This window comes from candidate division WOR-3 bacterium (genome assembly GCA_016926475.1).
Classification (GTDB): Bacteria; SDB-A; SDB-A; order SDB-A; family SDB-A; genus JAFGIG01.
In genome coordinates, this window is the sequence record JAFGON010000096.1 from 12,371 (window position 1) to 33,907 (window position 21,537).

General features: G+C 42.6%; 19 protein-coding genes and 1 tRNA gene. 5 read left to right on the top strand and 15 right to left on the bottom strand.

The window, feature by feature from the left end; translation table 11 throughout:
• Positions 1-69: 69 nt before the first annotated feature.
• From JXA84_09565 to JXA84_09580, 4 genes are read left to right on the top strand one after another with little or no spacing between them, the layout of a single operon-like run.
• On the top strand, positions 70-1,857 hold the full coding sequence (locus tag JXA84_09565) for a hypothetical protein (GenBank protein ID MBN1151452.1): 1,788 nt from the start codon (positions 70-72) through the stop codon (positions 1,855-1,857).
• Complete coding sequence (locus JXA84_09570; GenBank protein MBN1151453.1) at positions 1,854-2,729, top strand: HEAT repeat domain-containing protein; 876 nt, start codon at positions 1,854-1,856, stop codon at positions 2,727-2,729. The genes JXA84_09565 and JXA84_09570 overlap by 4 nt, the downstream gene beginning before the upstream one ends.
• A 2-nt stretch (positions 2,730-2,731) precedes the next feature.
• Complete coding sequence (locus tag JXA84_09575) at positions 2,732-4,195, top strand: amidohydrolase family protein (GenBank protein MBN1151454.1); 1,464 nt, start codon at positions 2,732-2,734, stop codon at positions 4,193-4,195.
• The gene (locus JXA84_09580) at positions 4,188-4,946 is read left to right on the top strand and encodes a hypothetical protein (GenBank protein ID MBN1151455.1); all 759 of its coding nucleotides are present in this window, start codon (positions 4,188-4,190) and stop codon (positions 4,944-4,946) included. The genes JXA84_09575 and JXA84_09580 overlap by 8 nt, the downstream gene beginning before the upstream one ends.
• 26 nt (positions 4,947-4,972) lie before the next feature.
• On the opposite strand, the gene JXA84_09585 is transcribed toward JXA84_09580, so the two are convergent.
• From JXA84_09585 to JXA84_09645, 13 genes are all read right to left on the bottom strand, one after another.
• Positions 4,973-5,932 carry a glycosyltransferase family 2 protein gene (locus JXA84_09585; protein MBN1151456.1) on the bottom strand — a complete coding sequence of 320 codons (960 nt, stop codon included), beginning with the start codon at positions 5,930-5,932 and terminating at the stop codon, positions 4,973-4,975.
• Positions 5,922-6,899: a flippase-like domain-containing protein gene (locus tag JXA84_09590; protein ID MBN1151457.1), complete on the bottom strand. Its 978-nt coding sequence runs from the start codon at positions 6,897-6,899 to the stop codon at positions 5,922-5,924. Before JXA84_09590 ends, JXA84_09585 begins: the two co-directional genes overlap by 11 nt.
• Before the next feature lie 38 nt (positions 6,900-6,937).
• Positions 6,938-8,038, bottom strand: coding sequence for a glycosyltransferase family 4 protein (locus JXA84_09595; protein ID MBN1151458.1), 1,101 nt, complete (start codon positions 8,036-8,038; stop codon positions 6,938-6,940).
• Positions 8,035-8,907, bottom strand: coding sequence for a GDP-mannose 4,6-dehydratase (locus JXA84_09600; protein ID MBN1151459.1), 873 nt, complete (start codon positions 8,905-8,907; stop codon positions 8,035-8,037). The genes JXA84_09595 and JXA84_09600 overlap by 4 nt, the downstream gene beginning before the upstream one ends.
• Positions 8,908-8,962: 55 nt before the next feature.
• The gene (locus JXA84_09605) at positions 8,963-9,829 is read right to left on the bottom strand and encodes a 2-oxoacid:ferredoxin oxidoreductase subunit beta (GenBank protein ID MBN1151460.1); all 867 of its coding nucleotides are present in this window, start codon (positions 9,827-9,829) and stop codon (positions 8,963-8,965) included.
• The gene (locus JXA84_09610) at positions 9,826-10,041 is read right to left on the bottom strand and encodes a 4Fe-4S binding protein (protein ID MBN1151461.1); all 216 of its coding nucleotides are present in this window, start codon (positions 10,039-10,041) and stop codon (positions 9,826-9,828) included. The genes JXA84_09605 and JXA84_09610 overlap by 4 nt, the downstream gene beginning before the upstream one ends.
• A 10-nt stretch (positions 10,042-10,051) precedes the next feature.
• Positions 10,052-13,015, bottom strand: coding sequence for a hypothetical protein (locus JXA84_09615; protein MBN1151462.1), 2,964 nt, complete (start codon positions 13,013-13,015; stop codon positions 10,052-10,054).
• Positions 13,012-13,566, bottom strand: coding sequence for a 2-oxoacid:acceptor oxidoreductase family protein (locus JXA84_09620; GenBank protein ID MBN1151463.1), 555 nt, complete (start codon positions 13,564-13,566; stop codon positions 13,012-13,014). The genes JXA84_09615 and JXA84_09620 overlap by 4 nt, the downstream gene beginning before the upstream one ends.
• A gap of 13 nt (positions 13,567-13,579) precedes the next feature.
• Complete coding sequence (locus JXA84_09625) at positions 13,580-14,704, bottom strand: 2-oxoacid:acceptor oxidoreductase subunit alpha (GenBank protein ID MBN1151464.1); 1,125 nt, start codon at positions 14,702-14,704, stop codon at positions 13,580-13,582.
• Positions 14,704-15,198 carry a gamma carbonic anhydrase family protein gene (locus tag JXA84_09630; protein ID MBN1151465.1) on the bottom strand — a complete coding sequence of 165 codons (495 nt, stop codon included), beginning with the start codon at positions 15,196-15,198 and terminating at the stop codon, positions 14,704-14,706. Before JXA84_09630 ends, JXA84_09625 begins: the two co-directional genes overlap by 1 nt.
• Before the next feature lie 7 nt (positions 15,199-15,205).
• Positions 15,206-16,318, bottom strand: coding sequence for a hypothetical protein (locus tag JXA84_09635; GenBank protein MBN1151466.1), 1,113 nt, complete (start codon positions 16,316-16,318; stop codon positions 15,206-15,208).
• Positions 16,290-17,225 carry a PQQ-like beta-propeller repeat protein gene (locus JXA84_09640; GenBank protein ID MBN1151467.1) on the bottom strand — a complete coding sequence of 312 codons (936 nt, stop codon included), beginning with the start codon at positions 17,223-17,225 and terminating at the stop codon, positions 16,290-16,292. The genes JXA84_09635 and JXA84_09640 overlap by 29 nt, the downstream gene beginning before the upstream one ends.
• Positions 17,226-17,340: 115 nt before the next feature.
• Positions 17,341-18,645, bottom strand: a complete 1,305-nt coding sequence (locus tag JXA84_09645; protein ID MBN1151468.1) for a MiaB/RimO family radical SAM methylthiotransferase — start codon at positions 18,643-18,645, stop codon at positions 17,341-17,343.
• A gap of 46 nt (positions 18,646-18,691) precedes the next feature.
• Between JXA84_09645 and JXA84_09650 the strand changes: the two genes are divergently transcribed.
• Positions 18,692-18,775 (top strand) — tRNA-Leu (locus tag JXA84_09650).
• On the opposite strand, the gene JXA84_09655 is transcribed toward JXA84_09650, so the two are convergent.
• A complete protein-coding gene (locus JXA84_09655; protein ID MBN1151469.1) occupies positions 18,776-21,010 on the bottom strand; it encodes a hypothetical protein in 2,235 nt (744 codons plus the stop codon).
• The gene (locus JXA84_09660) at positions 21,007-21,522 is read right to left on the bottom strand and encodes an O-acetyl-ADP-ribose deacetylase (protein ID MBN1151470.1); all 516 of its coding nucleotides are present in this window, start codon (positions 21,520-21,522) and stop codon (positions 21,007-21,009) included. Before JXA84_09660 ends, JXA84_09655 begins: the two co-directional genes overlap by 4 nt.
• Positions 21,523-21,537: the final 15 nt, after the last annotated feature.

Consider the following 21,537-nt stretch of genomic DNA (forward strand, 5'->3'; position numbering starts at 1 on the left):
TCCTTTTTATTTTCTTGAAACTATTTATGAAATCACTTAATATTTAAAGAATATATCACAAATAGGCTTATGAGACAAATTATCTGTATTGTAATTTTAGTATCCCAACCCCTTTTTTCTCAGGAAGTTCCCCGTGACGAATACGATCATCCTCCTGAAGATTATTACAAAAAATTTATCCCTTTAGCTCTCAGCGTCCTGAGAACCTCCGAAAGCGACGTAGGTTTTGAATTCTCCAACCCTCCTGCCCTTTTTGCAGAATCTCTTAAAACAGTCCTCAGAAAACCGCTTTCAGGAAGCGATAAAATGAAAGAAATCATGGAGAACATCGAAAATCTCGATATCCGAAGGGTTTATCCTATTTTTTGTTCTCTTTCCCTGTTTTTCAAATCTTCTATGACGGTTGCTGACTATACAAATCCGGAATTATTTTTGGGAGAATGCCAAATGGTTTTATCAGAAACTTTCGGTGAACACCAAGACACCCTGTTATCTCTTGCCGGCTCACTGCTCAAAGACGACGCGGCTCTTCTCAACCTCGACCCGTATGAAGAATACGCTCTTTCACTCGAATACAGATCATTCGTGACTTCTTTCACGCTTTTCGCTTGCCAAATAGACCTCTCGGGCCATGCGGCGGTCTTCAACGCTCTGCTCGAACACTCGGATTTCGGTCTTTTTGACGGGGATGCAAGTCCCTGTCCTTATTCAGAAGGCGAAATTGTGAAATGGAAAGACACACCACAAGGTCCAATAATAATCGGAGGATTGGGTTCAAACGTCTACAGGTTCAAAACAGGGATAATAATAGACATGGGCGGAGACGACGTATATTACATCGGTGAAAATTTTTATTCCGTAACCATGATAATAGACGCCGAAGGAGACGACAAATATTTCGGAACAGACGATTTCTCAATAGCCGGAACTTTTGGCGGTGTTTCAGTTCTTATAGACAGCTCCGGCGACGACTTGTACCGGGGAGGCTACGCATCTGTAGCCTCCTCAATTTTCGGAATATCCCTTCTTGAAGACATTGAAGGAGACGACACATATTTGGGAAAAGTTGGTACCTGCGGTTCTTCAGCATGCGGAGTAGCGTCTCTGATAGACAGGTCAGGAGAAGACAGGTTTATTTCATACGCATACTCCCAGGGTTGCTCGGGGGTTTCCGGAGTCGGAATTTTCGCTGACATTGAAGGAAATGATTCCTACATCTGCAAGGGAGCGTATTTGGACGATTTAAGGTTCAGCCAGAGATACCTCTCTTTCGGTCAGGGTTTTTCAATAGGCCTCAGGCCGGATCTGCCCGGAGGGTTTGGATTGCTCCTCGACGGCGGCGGCAACGACTCCTACGACGCCGACGTCTTCTCGCAAGCTTGTTCCTACTGGTACGGTTTCGGAGGAATTTACGACAAGTCAGGAAACGACAGCTATTTAGCTTCCCAATACTCACAGGGATCAGGAGTTCACCTCGCGCTTGGTATACTTTTGGACAGTGACGGAGACGACACATACATAAGCAAATCTGTCTCTCAGGGCTGCGGACACGACTTTTCGACAGGAATACTCGTCGATGAAGGCGGCGACGATTTTTACAGCGCCGAAGGTCTTTGTCAAGGTGCCGGAAACGCCAATTCATGGAGCATTTTCGTTGAATCCGCCGGAGACGACCTCTACTCCGTCAAAATCTCTGAAAATTCCCGTGGATGGTCCGACACTCGACGCGGCTACAGGGGGACGGGTTTGTTTCTCGACATACGAGGTGACGATTCCTACCTTGGAATAGGCGATGATTCACTTGTGTTTTTAAGACCTGATCTCGGTTTATTCGCTGATATCGAGGACGGGTTTTGATTTTTTTAACGACGTTTTTTTTGCCTTTTTTTGTCTCTTCAACAGACCTGACCGTATTAGACAGCCTTTTCGTCAGGGCATCGGTCGGAAGATACGACTGGATAGAACTCAACGAACCCGCTAGAGAATCTTTCGCCCGGATGGAAGGAGACTACGTCCTCGATTTTTTGACTTCCAAACTCAAACATGCTTCCGCCAGAGAATTTTTAGCCATAACAGAGATTTTCAAAATCATGGGCATCCGAACCCGGGAGCGGCTGCTTTCTCTTATGGAAAATGAAGATGAAGACTTGAAGATCTCAGCTGTCTACATTTCAGGCGAAATGGAAGACTCCTTTCTAATAAACAGAGCCTCAAATCTTTCTCAAGACGAAAACTGGAGGGTCAGGGCAAACGTAGCGAGAATTCTCGGCAATTCATGCGACCCCTTTTTAATCCCTGTGATAAAAGATATGTTGGATGATTTCTACCCCACGGTAAGGCTCAACGCTCTCGTCTCACTCGGCAAATTTGATGATTTACCTTTTGATGTTCTGCTGAGAACAGCCGACCTTTTATGCGACTCGAATTTATTTGTCCGTGAAAAAGCCGTTGAAATACTTCTGATAGAAGATTCAATTTCTGCAGAGATTTTACTTCAAAACAGCGATTTTTACCTCGATGAATCGAGAGATCAATTTCTTGTTTTTTTCATGAAATCTTCACACTCTGAAGCCGTAAAAGTCTTAGAGAGTTTTTTGACAACAGCTTCAGACATTGAAAATACCGCCGTTTCAATAAATTTGAAATTTTACAACCCCGATCTATGGAATGCTCTGGAAAATTTTTGGACTGGTTCGAGTTCGAACATCAACAGCGAAACTGGAGAATAAATTTGAAAAGATTTGTTTTAAAAAACTGCCTTTTGTATCCAAATTATGAAAAAAAAGACGTGATGATTGAAAATGGAACCATTAAAGCGTTAGAAAACCCGGGAATAATTCAAAACGCCGAAGTAATAGACCTATCCGGAAAGCCTTTGCTACCAGGTTTCACGGATTGTCATACACACCTTAACCAGTGGGGGTTATCGCTCTCTGGACCGCACCTGGGCGACGCCCAAAGCAAGGAAGAATCCCTGCAGATAATATCGGATTTCATGTCCAAAAATCCTTCTTTCGAACATTTCGTCGCCTGCGACTACGACGAAAGTTTTTGGAGCGAAAAGGCCGGATTCAGCAAAAATGAACTCGATTCAATTTCACCAAAAAAACCGCTTGTCGCGAGAAGAATATGCGGACACTTAGCAGTCGCGAACACTTCAGCACTTGCTTATATCGATTCAAAAAAATCCGATTACCAAAATTTCTCGCCGGAGATGATAGACAGAAAAAGCGGCGTTTTAAAAGAAATTCCCGTTTTGAGGATCAACGAAATTTTCCCTCCAGGAGAAAAACTTTTAGAATCAGCCCTGAAAAACGCTGTTAAAAAATACCATTCTTTTGGGGTCACTTCGGTGGGCGAAATAACTTCCAACTCCTCCAGAAGGAAAATCCTCAACCTCGACGGGCTGAAAATGAAATTCAGGTTTGCCGCTGTTGAAAAAAATTTCGACGATTGCCTTAAAAATAAAGGCGAAATCGACGAAATAATAGCTCTGAAGATTTTTTTGGATGGATCCATAGGCGCTCGGACCGCGGCGGTTTCTTTTAAATGGACCGACGACGAAAACTCGGGTTTTTTGCTTATGGACAGTGAAAATATTAATTCCTACGTCATCAAAGCCCTCGACCATGGTAAAATGGTCTGGTCGCACGCCATTGGAGACAGAGCTATAAGACAGATTCTCGATGTTTATGAAAATTTCAACCCCGAGGACAGAAAGCATTTCCGTATAGAACATTTTGAACTCCCCCGTTTAGACGATATAAAAAGAGCGTCAGACCTCGGAATTTTTCTGAGCATGCAGCCCAATTTTATCAGGGCTTGGTCAGGTCCCGGTGGACTCTACGAAAATTGCATTCCCCAAGACGTTTACCGAAACAACAACCCGATATCCATGATTCAAAACCTGGGCGGCAGGATATGTTTCGGCTCAGACACGATGCCCCCGGGTCCATTCTGGGGGATAAAAGGAACGGTGAACGCATGGCTTGAATCTCAGAGAATCACAACCAAAGAAGCCATAGAGTACTACACCTTACACTCCGCACAATCTCTGGAAGATCTGGACAGAGGTGAAATTGCCAAAGGCTATCGAGCTGACTTGATAGTATTGTCGGTCATACCCGACCAGGACAACCTCGACGAAGTTAGAGTAGAAAAAGTCTTTATAGACGGCGAAATTGCGTATGGTTGACATTCACTGTCACCTTCTTCCAGGCGTCGACGACGGATCCTCTAATTGGGATGAGACCATGGATCTCGCACGTGAAATGCAGGACTTGGGTTTTAAAAAAATAGTCGCGACACCTCATTGTTACAATAATGGTTTTGACTCATCTTTAATAAAATCACTTACTGAAAAAGCCTCGAAAAACTTTTCGGAAAAAGGTGTCAAAATAGAAGTTATGCCTGGAGCTGAAATTTATTATGACGATTCGGTTTCGTTTGAACCCTCTTTTCACCTTGGCTTGACCCTCGGTGATTCAAAATACATACTCGTAGAATTCGGCTTTCTCGGGATTCCACAGCGGTTTGAAAATTTCAGGTTTAGCGCAGAGACTCACGGACTTGGAGTAATCCTCGCCCATCCCTGCCGATATCCCTACCTTGCTCTGAAAAACCTCGAAAAATTGGTACTCAACGGGACGCTTGTCCAGCTGAACCTCGGGGCTCTTTCCGGAAAATACGGCTTTGAGGCCGAGAACAGATGCAAAAAGATTCTTCAAGCAGGTCTTAGCCATTTTTTGGCTACTGATTCACACGGTTTAAACCGCTGGAACCGCACACTCGCAGAGGAATTGGAGACGGCGAAAAAAATTATCGGAGAAAAGGAGTTTTACTATTTAACTGGAGAAAATCCACAAAAAATTTTCAACGGCGCAAAAGCTTCATCAATCGCTCCCGTTGAAGTCAAAATAAAGACCGGAAAATTTTTTGGGGTTTGAAACCGAAAGATCGGTTTTAGCAATTTTCAGGTATCGGATTTATCTCCACAAGGATATTCCCTTTCCTTGTTTTCAATCTTATAAATCCTTTTGAGTATCATCTCCTGCTGTTTTGATATTCCCGCCAATTTTTCACCGACAATTCCGAGCATGAATGAAAGAAATCCTCCCAGGACAAGAAGAATGACGAGATATAAAAGAGGCCTGTAACCGTGGGAGAGCAACCTGAGCACGAGAGCCAAAAAAGCGACAACACCTCCGAATGCCATGGACAACAACCCAACTGTCCCGAAGACGAGCATTGGTTTTTTCATAATTCTTATTTCGGAAAAAACGCCCAGGAGGTCGAGAATACCTATAGGTATTCTCATCGCTGTGAATTTTGACTTACCGCTCTTTCTCGGATGTAAATTGACGTCAATCTCCCCTATCGCCGCGCCGGATTCATAGGCGAGAATTACAATATACCTGTGCCATTCTTTTCTCAAAGGGACGGAAACGATTGATTTCCTGTTGTACGCTTTTATCGAATTCATGTCTTTTACCGGTATTCTGAAAAGAAATTTTCCTAAAGAATTGTAGATATTTGAAACGAATCTTTTCTCATACTTACCTATTTTTTTCCCTGTGACGACGTCGTACTCGCCGTTTACCACGGGTCCCGCGAGTCTTTCAATGTCATCCACTTCGAATTGAAGGTCGGCGGGAAAAAAGACAAAAACGTCTGATCTCGCCGCTTCATGCCCTGTTTCAAGAGATTTCGTTATTCCCAACCTTCGGGGATGTTTTATGGTTGTAATCCATTCATCATCCTTTGTCAGCTCTTTTAAAACTTTTCCTGTCCCGTCTTTGCTGCCGTCGTCGACGATGACGACCTCAAAGTTAAAACGGCTTTTTCCCTTCAGGAATTTCAGAGAAGACACAAGTTCAGGGATGTTGTTCTCTTCGTCGCAGGCTGGAATGATCGCAGTATAATCATATCTCATCGATTCCTCCTCTTCCGAACTTCATCATAGGCAAAAAAATCAAGCCGCTGAGGCTGACAAAAAGCGAAACTATGTAATAAAAAAGCGACAGGGTCAGAGCTTCGGCAGACGAACAGCCAGTGTTGCCGAGCAAAAGTACCACAGAAGCTTCTCTTGGTCCTAGTCCTCCCGGCGTTGGTATCATTGACACAACGTTGATAAAAGGAAGGTATCCGAGAAGAGATGTGAACGAGACTCCGTCAAGGTTCAGAGCTCTGGCGAGAAAATACATATTCAGCGTCAAAAAAAACTGAAGGAGCATTGAAAAAAAGACCGCCTTGAAAGCCGTTGAAGGCCTGTCCATGTAGCTTTTAAAGGCTTCATACAGAGTGACAATTCTTGAACCAATTTTCAGAAAACGCATTTTCTTAACGTTGAAAGTTATGAATTCAAAAAATCTTCGATTTGAAAACAGTACCAGGAAAACCACCATGAAGACCAAAATCGAAAGTTCCACGCAGAAAATCAAAAAAGAGTGCTTCACTCCCATATAGAGTGGAAAACAAACTATTCCGAGGAGTATCATTCCTATCAACCCGAAAAAACGGTCGGCGAGGAGGGAACTGAAAACCTCTCCTTTCTTTTTTGTGATTGAAAAGGCATAAGCGCCTCTTATTGCGTCCATGCCTATAGATGCCGGAAGTATATTGTTGTAGAGGTAGCCTATGAACTGAATTTTAATAGTCGTAAAAAATTTTATTTTGTTTCCATGCGAGGTCAAAAGCAGGTGCCATCTCTCGACAGACTGCATAATCGCTGTTATGTTCGCTATGACAGCGGCGGCTACGAAAAAAAGATTGCTCGAAAGCACAAGACCGAGCATTCCCAGCCAAAGGTTCTCCCCTCCATGGGACTCTGCCCAAATGGCGCCCTGGTCTTTTTGAACTTTGTAAAAAACGACGAAAAGTATTACAATCGAAAAAAACATCTTTAAAAGGAAAAAAATAAAATTTTTATATCTGCTTTTCATTTGAGGATTCTTTCCATGAGTTGATACGTTTTTTCCGCCGCGTTTTCCCACGTCAAATCTTTTACCCTTTCAATGGCCCCCGTTTCGATTTTTTTTCTTTGTTCTACGTCTTTTAGAAGATTTGATACCGCCTTTGTCAGATCATCTAAATCACCATGCCTGACAAGGATTCCAGAAATACCGTCTATTATCGAATCTTTGATTCCCGGAGAGTCGGAAGCGACGACCGCCGTTCCGCATGCGTTGGCTTCGACCCCCGTCAATCCCCAGCCCTCCTTTTCAGAAGTGTTGACTACTATATTCGCTTTTCTCATCCAATAGACCTTTTCTTCAAGGGACACAAAACCTTTAAATTCATAATCCTCGGGGTTCAGCATTTTCGAAGCGATTTTTTTCAAACCCGTTAAGGCGTCTCCGTCGCCCACAATAACCAGCTTTATCCCCGGAAAATCTCTTTTCAACTCTTTCAGGGCTTTTAGGGGCAAATCTACTCTTTTATACTTCTTCACCCTTCCGACGTAGACCAATAGGGGAATCGCGCTCTTTTCGCCGCCCGGGTTATAGACAGACCTGTCGATTCCGCAGTGGATAACGTGTATTTTATCTTTCACAAAACCTCTCTTGACGAGATCTTCTTTCGTTGACTCTGAAATCACTTCCATTTCATGGTCTCTGTAAAATTTTAACAGAGGCTTTTCCCACAAATACACATACAAAGCGAGCGGAAAAGGGGCTTCTCGGAATACAGTGGTTCCGAAAAGATGCGGTATCACAGGCAAAACAGGCGACTTCACCCAAAGAGGGGCGTAAAAAGGTATTTTGTTTATATCTTCGACTACAATGTCAAAATGTTCGTGCCTGAGGTTTTTTATGTAGAAATCTCTCGCGTCGAAGTTAAAGGTAGCTCTTTTCCCTGTTCTGATGATATCGATTCCGTCTATAGTTTCTTCTCTTTTGGCGCCTTCGAAATTTGAGCAGAGAAGATAGACTTCGTTTCCCATTCGAGATATTCTCGAAAAAATTTCTTCTAAATGAACTTCAGCCCCTCCGCCGAGGGGGTTTTTTCTGTCGCACCAGTTTATGAGGAGTATTTTCATCTGTAATCTTCCAGTATCAGTTTCAATTCTTCTTCAATTTTCTTTTCAGCTCTGAATCCCGTCAATTGTTCAATTTTTTCCGAGGAGCCCAGTTGAAAATTGGGATCCGAAGCCCTGAAAAAGGATTCGTCCTGCTCGATTTGGGCTTTGACCCCCGCCTTTTCCACCATCATGAGTAATATCTGACGCAGGTCTAAATCTGATTTCCCGGCAAGGTTGTAGATTTCTCCGCTCTCGGCTTTGTCAATCAATCGGATATAGAACGTAAGGGCGTCTTCCGCGGTGATGTATGTGCGTTTTGGTTTTAAATTGCCTGTCTTAATGACCGGCTTTCTGGAACCTTTTTTAATTTCCATTATCTGCTTGGCAACAGAAGGTATAAAAAACCTGCTGTTTTGCCCCCTTCCAATTTGAGGGAAAGGCCTTATCACGCAGCATTCAACCCCGTATGTCCTAAAGTATTGCAAAACCGCTTCTTCAGCCGCTGCTTTACTTGCGCCGTAAGGGCTCAAAGGCTTTTTGGGGTCCTCTTCTTTAGCTTTTTCATTTCCGGTGTCACCGTAGACCTCCGACGAAGATATAAAAAAGAATTTCACCCCGTTATCCCTGGCAGCTTCCAGAAAATTGACTGTCCCCATGAAGTTGACCTTAAAAGTCTCAACTGGATTCTTGAATGAGTAACCCGCGCTCGACTGCGCGGCAAAATGGTATATCAAATCCGGCTTCACAAAATCTACAAGAGTTTTGACGCTTTCAAAATCGGTGATGTCGCATTTTTGGAATTGAACCCCTTCAACTCCTTCAATCAAATCGCTGTATGTCGTCCCGAACACTTTGTATTTTTTATCAACCGCCAATTTTTTTGCCACGAGCCCACCGACAAAACCATCAGCACCAGTAATTAGCAATTTTAAATGATTTGAATTATAAATCATAAAGTTTTGCTTTGCAATAATCTTTCAATATGCTGTTTTTTGATTTATTTGGTTCAATAATTAGCTTTTTATATTTATCTGAATACTCTTCGGAGGGTATGTTCTTGAATATCCCCATAGGAATTTTTTCCTTTTTTGCCTCTTCGTCGAGCGCATCGTATGCTTTTATTGGGACCATCCTCTTTCTAAGCCAGTCCATCATGCTGTAAGGGGTTTTGAGCTTGTTTCGTTTTCCGTATTGTACATGGCAAAAACTTAAAATTTCTACGACCGAAAACCCCTCGTAGTTCAGCGCCTGATATATTATGTCGTCCAGGCCAGGGACATGAACAGCCGAACTTCTGGCGACAAAACCTGCTCCGGCGCCAATCGCCAGAGCTGCAATGTCGAAATTATTGTCTATGTTTCCGTAGGGTGTAGTAGAAGCTATCGCTTTTCCAGGCGTCGTAGGAGAGAATTGTCCTCCTGTCATGCCGTATATGTAGTTGTTGAAGATCAGGGCGGTTATGTTGAGGTTTCTTCTCGACGCGTGTATAAAGTGATTTCCCCCAATGGCTACAGCGTCTCCATCTCCCATGACAGATATGACGTTCATCTTTGGATTTGAAAACTTTATGCCGCACGCAAAAGCCAAAGATCTGCCATGGGTTGTGTGAAGAGTGTTGAAATCAACATAACCGGGTGTCCTGCTGGAGCAACCTATGCCGGAAACCAGCGTTATGTCGTCTTTATTCCATCCGGTTTTGTGTATTGCCCTTAAAAGAGAGCCCAAAATTATACCGTGGCCGCATCCTGGACACCATATATGAGGGAGTTTGTCTTTCCTCAAATATGAGAGGACAATTTCTGTCGTCATGCTTCTTCTCCTTTTATTTCCGTTACAGTGACAGCGAAATCCGGACAGACATATTCGCACCTCAAGCATCCTATGCAGTCATCAGGTCTCGCTCCGAAAGCTTTTTGTCTTGAATTGAGTTCAAGGACTTTTTTTGGGCAGGCAAGAACGCAATTTTCGCATCCCTTGCAAAGTTTTTCATCAACCGTGACAATAAATTTTTTTCCCTGCAAACTCGACCTCCTAAACAAATACGGATTGAACCAATTTAGCGATATTATTTTTTGATTTCACCATTATATCTCTGTAGAACTCGTCAAAATCAGACCAAGATTTCCCATGGTAGGGTATGATCGAAGCTTTAAAATTCCTGAAAATCTCAGCGACATCAACAATATTCGTCTTGGCTACCGTCAAACGCATGCACTGCCTTATCTCTCTGAGCTGTTTTAGGTGCATAAAGGCGAGGTCTAATTCGCCGGCGTAACCAGGGATTTTTTGGCGTAAATCTTCGAGAAGCTCGTCGCCGAACTTAAATGTCACACGATGTTTGGCTTTTAAAACGAGCACAACCATTTCTATGTCCTTTATTCCCCCGGGGCTTTCTTTGACGTTGTATATAAAATTGGAATTGTCAGCGTGACGATTCCGAATCTCTTCTATCATATTACGGGCAAAAATTTCCCAGTTTGAAAAAATCTGGTTTTCTATGAATTCATTCTTGAATTTTTGGAGAAAACTTTCGGATCCAACCAGAAATTTGGATTCCAGAATCTGGGATTTCTCGATGAAATTTTCCGATGAATCATCCGCGAAAAGATTTTTTAAATCGTTCAGTTTGGTAACGTATGTGCCGAAATGGTCGGCTAACCTGAACTGCGGAAGCGTTCCAGTCCTCACAATTTCCCGGCTCATTTTTGAAAGTATCTTGTTGTAGGTTGAGAATGTCTTCAAATCTTCCGAGCCAAATACTGCGACCAAATCTATATCGTCGTTGAAAGAACTGCCCCGAGCCATGCTACCTGCGACCAGCAGCATGAATTTGTCGTCGTCTCGAAGTCGGATCGATTTTTGTTCTTCCATCTCGAGTGAACAAATATCGAAAAGCGTCGTCAGGTAGTCGTCGTTTAAATCCATAAAACTTCCGGAGATTTCGTCGAAAGGTTTGCCCAGAATACCTTCAAGTCCAATGTTTAAAAATTTCAAAATATAAAATCTCGTCAAAAGTGATTTCTGTAGCTGTCTGTTTACAGTTCTGAAAATATCGGCGAAAATTCCCGAGCAGATGTCCTCGATTTTTTCTTCTGATTCAATAAGCTTTACTATCCATGGATCGGATAGAATTATTCTCTGGAAATATTTCCGAAAATACCTGCTGCCCTCGGAATACACGGTTAGGATGTTTTTAAAATTCTCATTTTTAGATTTTTTAAGTTTCCTCTCGGAAAAGTCTTCCTTTAGTTCTGAAAATGATTTTTGGATTTTCCTTAAGCTTTCTCTGTCTATGTTTTCAAGAAGTCTGCAAAAACCGATGTTGTCCTTTTCGAAAAATCCTACGAGTGAAAATAGAAGGTCCGGGTTTCTGTCCAAACATTCCATGAGAAAGCCCAAAAATTCTTCCGCAACTCTGTGGAACTCTTCATCATCGGGCAATTTTTCCAGCATGATGATAAAAGAGACGAGTCCGTCAAAAGTATATTCTACATGGGAGAAAAGGCCCTTAAGAATAACCTTTCTCAACCTCTCGTTCAACGCCAGGTAATCCTTTGTGAATACTTTTAGAAGTTTATAATCATCCGAGGCAAAAGATTCGAGTATGTCGTCCCAGAAATCCGAGCTTTTATAAATGCCGGAGTTTTTGGCGAAATTCACGGCGAGGTTGCCTCTGTTCTCGGAGAGGATTTCGTTGACCAACGTTATTCTCTTCAGGTATTCACGACAGTCTTCGAGCATAAGCTGGACTATTTTTTTTACCCTTCTCAAGTGGTCGTAGTATCTTATGAGGATATGCTCCTGTTTAGAAACCGCTCCTATTGAACCTATTCCCATCGCCGTGGACACCTGGTTTATCGTCCTTATGTTTTCCGGTAGGTCGAGGTATATCTGCTCTTCCTGTGTCCCGTAGAGCATAAAAAGAAACCGAAAAGTCTCAATAAAAGCAAGGCTTTCTCCAATTGCTTTGTATATGTCCCAGTTCTTCGAATCCAGATATTTCAGTTTGTCGAGAACCGCCCATGGATTTTTTTTGAAAACTCCGTATCTTGTCTTTTGAATGGATAACAGGGCTTTTATCATTCTCAGGGCGTCGTTTTTCGGATTGATATATTGAGATTCTATCGGTCTGTTTAAATAAAGCCTTATCTCTCCGAGTATCATTCTCAGATAAGCTTCGTGAAATCTGATGTCGGACGTGTAATCCTGGTAAAACAGCCTCTGGACAGCGTTTTCAAAACTATCCATTATTTCTTTGGGTCCGTAAATCTTCTTCGCGCCAATGATCTCGGTGATAAAAACGAAATTGGAAATATTCTCAATCGCGAAATCGGCGAATTCATCAACTGTAGCGCTGTATTTGTTGTTGTTTATGCTCTCGGCAAGATGAAAGTGCATTGGGGTTCCGTATTTAGTCAGGATTTTGTTTATTCGGCTCAACAGCTTGTCCAAATCTCTCGTTTCCTCTTCAACAGTAATCACCGCTACATCTATGTCGTCCAAATCTGTTCGGGTTCCTACGCTCGCTATGATGAATTGGGGGGTATTCAAACCTCTTGAGAGTATGGGCACGAGGTTTTCCAGAAATATCGATGTCAAAGACCTGAATTTCCATCCTATTTCCCTCATGAAGTTCATGTAAACTTTTAGAGGGTCTGATTTGATGACTTCAGGCTTCATGTAATCAATCATCGTGACGTTGAGTTCCACAAGTTTCATGGAATAATAGGTGCCAAGGTATTTTAGTTTGTCCTCATACTCGACATCCAGACCTGATAACAGCGACATCTCCCTGGACAACTGCTTGTCGAAATCGGGAAGGCTGTGCGAAAAATGAATTTTGTCTGAAAGGTTGTTTTTGTTGAGTACTTCAACGAGCGAATCATAATAGCTCTCGATGAAATAGGCGTATTTCCGCATGTGGTTTCCCCATTCGGAAATTTCAATTAAATTCCTCTGAAGAGGAGTGAGTAACTTGTGCTCGGTGCTTTTCAAAGTCCCTGTATTTGTTTGCCTTTTTCGTAACCTATTTCAAACGCCTGCAAATTCAGGTCTTCTGTGCCTTTTGGAACCCTTGACTTTATGGCTTCTTTCACGGAATCTACCGTTAGAATATTCGATATGTTTATGACAAGCCCAAGGGCTATCATGTTTGCGACAATGGGTTTTTTGAGTTCGTTGATAGCAATGTCGGTGATATCGGATGAAAAAAACCTCACGCCTTCGATTTCTCTCGGAGAATGGACGAGTTCTTTGTCGTATAAAACTACGCCGCCTTTTTTTGTCATATCCGAATACTTGTCAAAAGCTTCTTGTGTCATCGCTAAAAGAAAATCAACTTGTCCCGCTTTAGGGTAATCTATGTCTTCGTCGGAAATTATCACTTCGCTTCTGCTCGCTCCGCCCCTTGATTCGGGGCCGTATGATTGACTTTGTGTCGCGTTGAGGTCGGAAAATATAGCGGCCGCCTCGGCCAATATTTTGCCTATCAAGATAAGGCCCTGCCCTCCTGCTCCGCTTAAACGTATTTCGTATCTAAAAGACATTTCAAGTCCCCTTTTAAAATTTTTTAAGAACTTTCAATATATCCTCAGGATGCATGGATTCGCCGTCGTATCTGTTCGCTCCCAAAACTTTTACCCTTCCGGAGACGGCATTTTCGACTTCGTGAAGCGCCTGCCCCATGTTCATTTCCGCTACGATTATTCCCTTTAGGTTTTCAGTCAGAGCGAAAATTTCTTTGTCGGGAAAAGGCCAAAGGGTCAGCGCTTTCATCAATCCGACCTTAAATCCCTGTTCTCTCGCCATTTTCAAAGCTTTTCTCGAACACCTCGCCGAACTGCCGAAAGAAAATATCAAGTATTCCGCGTCTTTAACGTCTATAAGTTCCGTCATGACTGTTGAGTTTCTGGCCAGGTCGAATTTTTTACGCCATCTGTCTTTCAGGGCTTTGATCTTTTCGTTGTCGTTTGTCGGAAAACCCGTCTCATCGTGCATGAGTCCGGTGACGTGGTGCCTGTACCCGCTTCCGAAATCAGCCATTGGAGGAACGCCGTCCTCGGTGTCCTCGTATGGCCTGAAATTCTCATGCTTGACGGAAGGCCTCTTTCTTTCAACCACTTCAATCTGCCCAGGTTCGGGAAGGACCATTTTTTCGGTCATATGTCCCACTATTTCGTCCATTAAAAGAATCACAGGCGACCTGTATTTTTCTGAGAGGTTGAAAGCTTTCACTGTCAGGTCAAACGTCTCTTGGACGCTCGAAGGGGAAAGGACTATTATAAAATGGTCTCCATGGGTTCCCCATCTGCTCTGCATCAGATCTTCCTGAGACGGCATCGTAGGGCTTCCGGTCGAAGGTCCTCCGCGCTGAACGTTGACAATGACGCATGGAATTTCGGCGTTACAAGCGTATCCTATGTTTTCCTGCTTTAGGCTGAAACCAGGTCCTGAAGTCGCGGTTAAAGACTTCACCCCGTTGAGACTCGCGCCAATCACAGCGGCTATAGAGGCTATTTCATCCTCCATCTGTATGAATTTACCCCCGAGTTGAGGCAGCAAAACCGCCATTTCCTCAGCTATTTCGCTCGAGGGCGTGATTGGATATCCGGCAAAAAACCTGCAGCCGGCTATAATAGCGCCGTAGGCGCAGGCTTCGTTGCCGTGCATCATTTTTTTTATCATCAATCCTCCTGTCTTTTCAGACTTATTTCAACCAAACTTTTTTTAGCCAATTTTACGTACTCAACAGCAGATTCGGTTATTTTTTGTACCTCTTTGTCGGTGAGTTGCCTCTTAATCTTTGCCGGAATTCCCGCCACAAGGCTGTTTTTAGGAATTTCCTGATTTTCAAGGACCACAGAACCCGCGGCTACTATTGAATTGTCGTTTATTTTTGCGCCGTCGAGTATTATGGCGCCCATACCGATCAATATATTGTCTCCAATTACGCATCCGTGGATTATTGCACCATGCCCGACCGTTACATTTTTCCCGACAACAACAGGCAATTCATGGGTTACATGCACAAGACAGCCGTCTTGAATATTAGTGTTCTCGCCTATTTGGATATAGTTGATGTCCCCTCTCAGGACCGCGCACGGCCATACATTGGCGTTTTCGCCAAGCCTGACATCTCCTTCGAGGACGGATTTGTCACTCAAGTATTTTTTTTGCAATTTGTCCTCACTTTCCGAATATTCTTAGACCATTTTCCGAAAAAAAAGTCAAAACACCTGAAAAAACAAAAAAGTCCGACATGACCGAACTGTCTGTGAAAATTCTCATGGTTTCACCATTGTAATCTACAACGGATAAAAAACTATCTCCAGCCAAAACAATAGCGTTTTCAAAAAGCAGAGGTTTTCCATACAGATCTTCTCTTTGCCAGGACAATCTCCCTTCTTTCGCATCGAAGAGAAAACAGTTCTTTTCACCCTCAAAAAGGGAGGAGACCACTATTTTATTTTCCTTGACGGCGACAAAACAAGGCGATGATATTCGCGGCATCGAAAGTTTTCCGTCTAAAAAACCTGTCTCGGGGTCCAGGATGTGAAAACTGCCTTCACAGTCGAGAAAGGCGGGTTTGGATCTGAAAACTACCGGAACCGATCTTATGGGGAAAAAATTTCCCGTGAAATAGCTCCAGAGAAACTCTAAATCTTCAAAATCAAGGCAAACCAGTTTTCCTTCAGCTCCTGGCGCGAAAATTTTACCGTCAAAAACCAGAGGTGCTATTCTTCCGCTCCCCCTGAAATCGGCTCCTTCGTAAACTGCTGAAATTTCGCCATTGGACACCGTTATTTTGTAAATTCCCTTTTCGCAAAAAACGACGAGAAAGTCTTTATAGATCACAAGATGAGAAATTATGGGGCAAACAAGACCTTTTCTCCAGACCTCTTTAAAATCCGGGTCGAGTTTTACCAGCCAAAAACTGTCAGCGACAGCGTAAAAAAAACCGCCTGACTCAATCACCGAAGATATTTGCCCGCCGATTCTGCCTCTGTCGATTATCTTGCACTTTTCCAAGTCAATAGATAAAACTTCTCCTGTGTTTCCAAAACACACAAAATTTTCTTCCAAAGAAAAAATTCCGGCACAGGGTGTTTTTATGTCAAAAAATAGTTCATCGCTTTTTTCGAACAATCCAAGATCGAAAATTTCGGATCTATAGGGAGAATGAAAGTTGTCTCCACCGTAAACCGAAAAATCGTACTGCCTGGCAGTTGAACAGGAAACGAGAGTTAAAACTGACAATAAAAAAAATCTTCTACCTTTTCCCGATGACACAAAAAACACCTTTCTCTCCTACTGCAAACAAAAATTTACCGAAATTTTCAAAATACTTTACTCCGGACAATCCCATTTGAAACGTCATTTTAGAGGTTCCCGTCCACCTGTCGACGACAATAAACTTGCCGTCGAGGCTGGCATATATAACATAATCCCCTTCTAATAAAGGTTTGACCAAATACAAATTTTCTGTCTTGAGATTCCAAAGGAAACCGTCAGACACCCTGAAATATACTCCTAAATCCCCGTTTTCTGCAATATAATAAACATCTTCACAGGACAGGTCAAAGAAAAACCCCATATCTAAGAATAATTTTCTATTGTCGTGGATTCTTCCGTCAAAACTCTCTAACGAAACCAGAGATCCGTCACAAAAAGAGACGAAAACCGTGTCGTTGAAGACGTCGAAATCACTGGGAATAGCTGTCTCGTCAAATGGTGAAAACCAGAGAACGTTGCCCGTATTTTCGTCCAGACACCAAAGTTCTTCCCTCGTCAGAAAGAAAACCTTTCCCATGCTTTTGACCGGTTTTCTCATTCCTATGCCAGTGGCGTCTGTAATACCGACTTCTGAAATAAACAGTGTCTTGACGTCGAGAATGTAGATCATTCCGTCAATTTTTTGGTAGAATATTTTATATTCGCTCTCAAAAGAAGGCATGTATCTGCCCTTTGAAATTTTGAACTCCTGCAAGATCTCGAATTTTTCGTCAAACATTTTTATGACACCGTCTTCGAAAAGAACCACCATTTCACCGTTTACGCAATTTATCGCAGAGACGGAACTTTGGAATGTCGTGTCGAAAATTCTACTGCCATTTTCCAGAGAATACATAGTTATCCTGCCCAACGAGTTTCCGACAATGAGAATCGAATCGCCTTTTGTGTCCCAGGAGTTTATCTCTCCCCCCAAAGAATCTCGGAAAAGAGTGAAGTACTCGAAATTTTCAGGCTCTTGGGCGATATTTATTTCTCTTCTGGAACAGGAAAAGAAAATAAAAGAAATCAAAAAATACTTACATATTTTTTTACTCGGTGTTTTCGGCATATATTCTGTTTTTTGTAACTCTCGTGATTTTAAAATTTGACCAAGTTCCGCTGAAAAGTTTTCTTTCGCCGTCTTTTATGAAAATTGCCTTGTCTATATCGGGCATATCCCAGTCTGTCCTAGCTACAGCGTAATCTCCCAGGTATCCGTCGATAATTCCCTCGACCACTTCACCCTGCCTTTTTTTGTCCTGTTCGAGCATTATGTCTTCAAGAACTTTTTTTACTTTGAAATACCTTTTTCTCGACACGCTTTTTGATATTTGACTTTCAAAATTTATCGCTGGAGTCTTTTCTTCCGGGCTGAATACAAAAATTCCCGCTCTTTCAAATTTGATCTTGGGCGCGCAATCTAAAAGTAATTCAACATCATCCTCGTCTTCTCCTGGAAAACCGACCATAAAGGTCGTCCTTAAAGCGACCTCGTTAATTTTTTTTCTGATCTTGCAAACCAGATCAAGAATTTTTTCTCCTGAATAACCTCTGTTCATGCTCTTTAGGATTTTGTCAGAGAAATGCTGAACAGGAATGTCGAGACATTTAACCATTTTCTCTGAATTTCCAATGGTGTCTATCAAATTGTCGTCTAATCCCTTTGGGTGCAGATAAGGTATTCTGTACCTCGTTTCTTTGTTGACCGTGTTTTCCAATTTTCGGATTAAATCCGTCAGAAGGCTTTCTCCTCTGTTCAGGTCTTTTCCGTAAGCAGTGGCGTCCTGAGAGACGAGAATCAATTCAGTGCAACCTTCATCTTGAAATTTTTCTACCTCTGCGATTATATTTTCCATGGGTCTGCTTCTCAAAAGACCTCTGATGTAGGGAATCGCGCAGAAAGAACAATTGTTGAGACAACCCTCGGATATTTTGACGAAGCCTATATGGAATAACCCCATCCTGTTTCGGTTGCCTTCAAGAGACGGCAGTAAAAGGTCTCTTGAGCTCTCTCCGGTCTTTAAAGCCTTTACGAAAGATTCGGGATTCGACCCTTCAACCCAAATGTCGACTTCGGGAAGGTTTTTTTTCAATTCTGCTCCGTGCCTTCTGAAAATACAACCTCCCACGACGAGAACCGCCTCTTTTTTCATAGAAAGACGGGTCTCAATTATCATCTCTATGCTCTCCCGCCTCGCCTCTTCTACGAAACCGCAACCCAAAAATATGCATATATCAGCGCTCTCTGGGGAATTGGTCTCAAGATAAGAGTTTTCGATGAGCCTTGAAGAGACCAATTCCGCATCGACGTGGTTTCTGTGGCATCCGTTGAAGTCTATAAAAAATTTTTTCATTCTTGATTTGTCCTGTCCGAGCAATTATAATCTCTCTTCTTTATGTGCCGGAGTGGCGGAACTGGTAGACGCACTGGACTCAAAATCCAGCGGGGTTAGCTCCATATGGGTTCGATTCCCATCTCCGGCATTAACTTTCATAAATGACAATTTCATCGCCTTCAAAAACGTTGTCAATTTTTTTAACTTCCCTGAAATTTTCCGAAATTTTCGACTCCAGTCCGCCCTTTTCTAAAGCTCGGTTTTGAAACCTTTTTTTTCTTATGTAGATTATTTTTCCCTTGATGTTTTTCAGATTTTTTTCTATCACGTTTTGGTAGGGCTCAGAGTAATTTCCCCCAAAACCCGCCGCGTTTGAAATCAAGCGGGATTTGGCTTCTGTTAATTCATAGCCCAAAGGTTGCTCACGGGCTACAGCAAAATCCGCGCGAACCAATTCCGTTTTCTGAAAACACAAATTCTCCCTGAAAGACCTCAAAACATAAGAAAAGGAAAGATAGAACTCGGAAAAAAGGTTAAAATCGGACAATACAGCGCTGTCCCTTTTTTTGGTGTAGGCCATCATCAGACATACAAGAAAGAAGAGCTTTTCATTTTTATCCTCGATTTTATCTATTTCACCTAATATAAAAGAGACAGACAGTTTATTTCTCGTCGTGTCAGACCTGAAGAGAGAAATTTCATCGTAGAATCGACCGCCATTTTTCTCCAAAGAGTCAAGAATCTCTTTAAAAGCAATAAAATCTTCATCCGTGAATTTAATCGACACTGCTTTTCTCAAAGATGAATATGAGCACCCCGTATTCGAGCATATTGCCTGGGCTCCGTCGTTTCCCACCGGATGTCGGTAAACAACCATTTCAGAACCACACGACGGGCATTTTTTTCCGGTGAAAAGATATTTTTTAGAAACCTCCGTAAATATTTTCTGCTGTTCAGAAATCCTTTTTTTCACCCTTCTGATAAAATCGTACTCTTGTCTTTTTTGTTCGAAAACTATACCGGAAAGCATCTTTTCCCAAGAGGATAAAGGTATAAATTTTACCTTTCGCTTTGACGATTCAAGCATTTTACAAACGTCGAGAGCCCCTTCAAAAGAAAAGACGAAACCGGTTTCACCCCTATTGGTCGCGAGGTCTAAAAGATCTCTCAACGGGAAAAGAATCCTCTCCGAGGATTTTTTCGGCAAACGCATTTGAGTTGAGCTTTCGTCTTCTTTTCTGCCGGGTTTTTTATCCGCCGTCAGTAGATAAACCTTCAATTTTATGTCTTTCAAGGTGAAATTAAGGACGTCTCCCTTTTCCAGAGAGAGAGCTCTGATTATACTCTGCGCGTTCAGAAGTCTCTTTTTTGAAAAGTCGTATTCTACGAGCATTTTTTTCCCGCCTATCTCGAGTATGATCTGCGTGTCATTGTCGGGAAAAAACTCGTAAACCACAGGCTTTAAAATCAGATAGCCCTCTTTAAGCGATTTCTCGGAAACAGGATTTGTCGTGTAAAACTTTCTCGTCCCCGGCTGGTAGAGGGTTCTCGATTTTTCATACTCCCATTTTTTCAGGTGCCAAAATCCCCTGCGAGCAGACGCAAACCTTTTGTCCTCGGAAAGGGCCGCGGAAATAGTCCTGTCTTTAAACTCCATCCCGAATTTATCCCTTAAATCGTCTTTCAGTTCTCTCAAGAGCAAAGGCCTCTGTTTTTCAACAAAAACAGATTGAATCATTTCGGTCACGTTTGATTGAAAATGCTTGAAAGACTTTTCTTCCGAAGCCAGTATGGATTTACCGATATTTCTGACAATATTTTTTTTAGTTAAACGGGACAATTCCGCGTAAAAGCCCCCGTCAGGGTTTATGTATATACCTGTGTTTTCGGATATGTGTCTCGCCAGATCGTTTCTGTGCACGAACAGTTTATTTTCTAAAAGAAAGTCTGTTATTTTCTCGGAGAAAAATTCTCCAATACTCGATGTCGGCATAAACTCTTTTTTTGCGGCGAAATAATCGCTTGTCCCCCACCTGTAAAATCCGCTGTCGACCAAAACTTTCTTTATGGTGAAGCTCTCCTGGGAAGTTATCTTGCCCCTGTTTATCAGGCATGTGGAAATTTCCTGGACGAACATGGGTTTTTTCTTTTCTTCGAGAATTTCCTTCACCGCTTCTTTAAGCTTTATATCGTCTTTTGTCCCGGTGTTTATTCTCCAATAACCGTTTCCGTCGCTTTCAAACCTTCTGTCCTGACTCATCAGAGCGTTGACGGTGCCCGGCTTTACCTTGAAACCGGCTTTTGACAGCGCTTTATGGATATCCATGTAGTGAAGTTCAGGATTTTCCTCGAGTAAAAGAAATATTTCGTTTGAAATGCTCATGAATTATTTTCCATACATAGAATGTTTTTGTATATTTTTTTGTCTTCCGGCGAAAAGCAAACAAATATTACTTTTTTGGGCAGGGCGTGTTTTTTTGAAAACTCAAGAACAGCGTTGACGGCTATTCGGGCGGCTTTTATTTTCGGGTATCCGTAAACACCTGTGCTTATCGCGGGAAATGTTATAATCTCGACGCCGTTGTTCTCCCCCAGCAAAAGAGAATTCCTGTAGCAGTTCTCCAGCAATTCAGGTTCTCCGTCCTTTCCTCCCCTCCAAACAGGGCCCACCGTGTGTATGATGTATTTTGCGCCGAGTTTAAAACCCGGGGAAATTTTTGCCTGCCCGGTCTTGCATCCTCCAAGCCCTCTGCAGTATTCGAGCAGTTGGGGACCCGCGGCTCTGTGAATAGCGCCGTCCACGCCACCTCCTCCGAGAAGAGTATGGTTTGCGGCGTTGACAATTGCGTCCGCCGCAATTTTCGTGATATCACCTTCGATGACTGTAATTTCCATTTTCTCTTGCTTGCC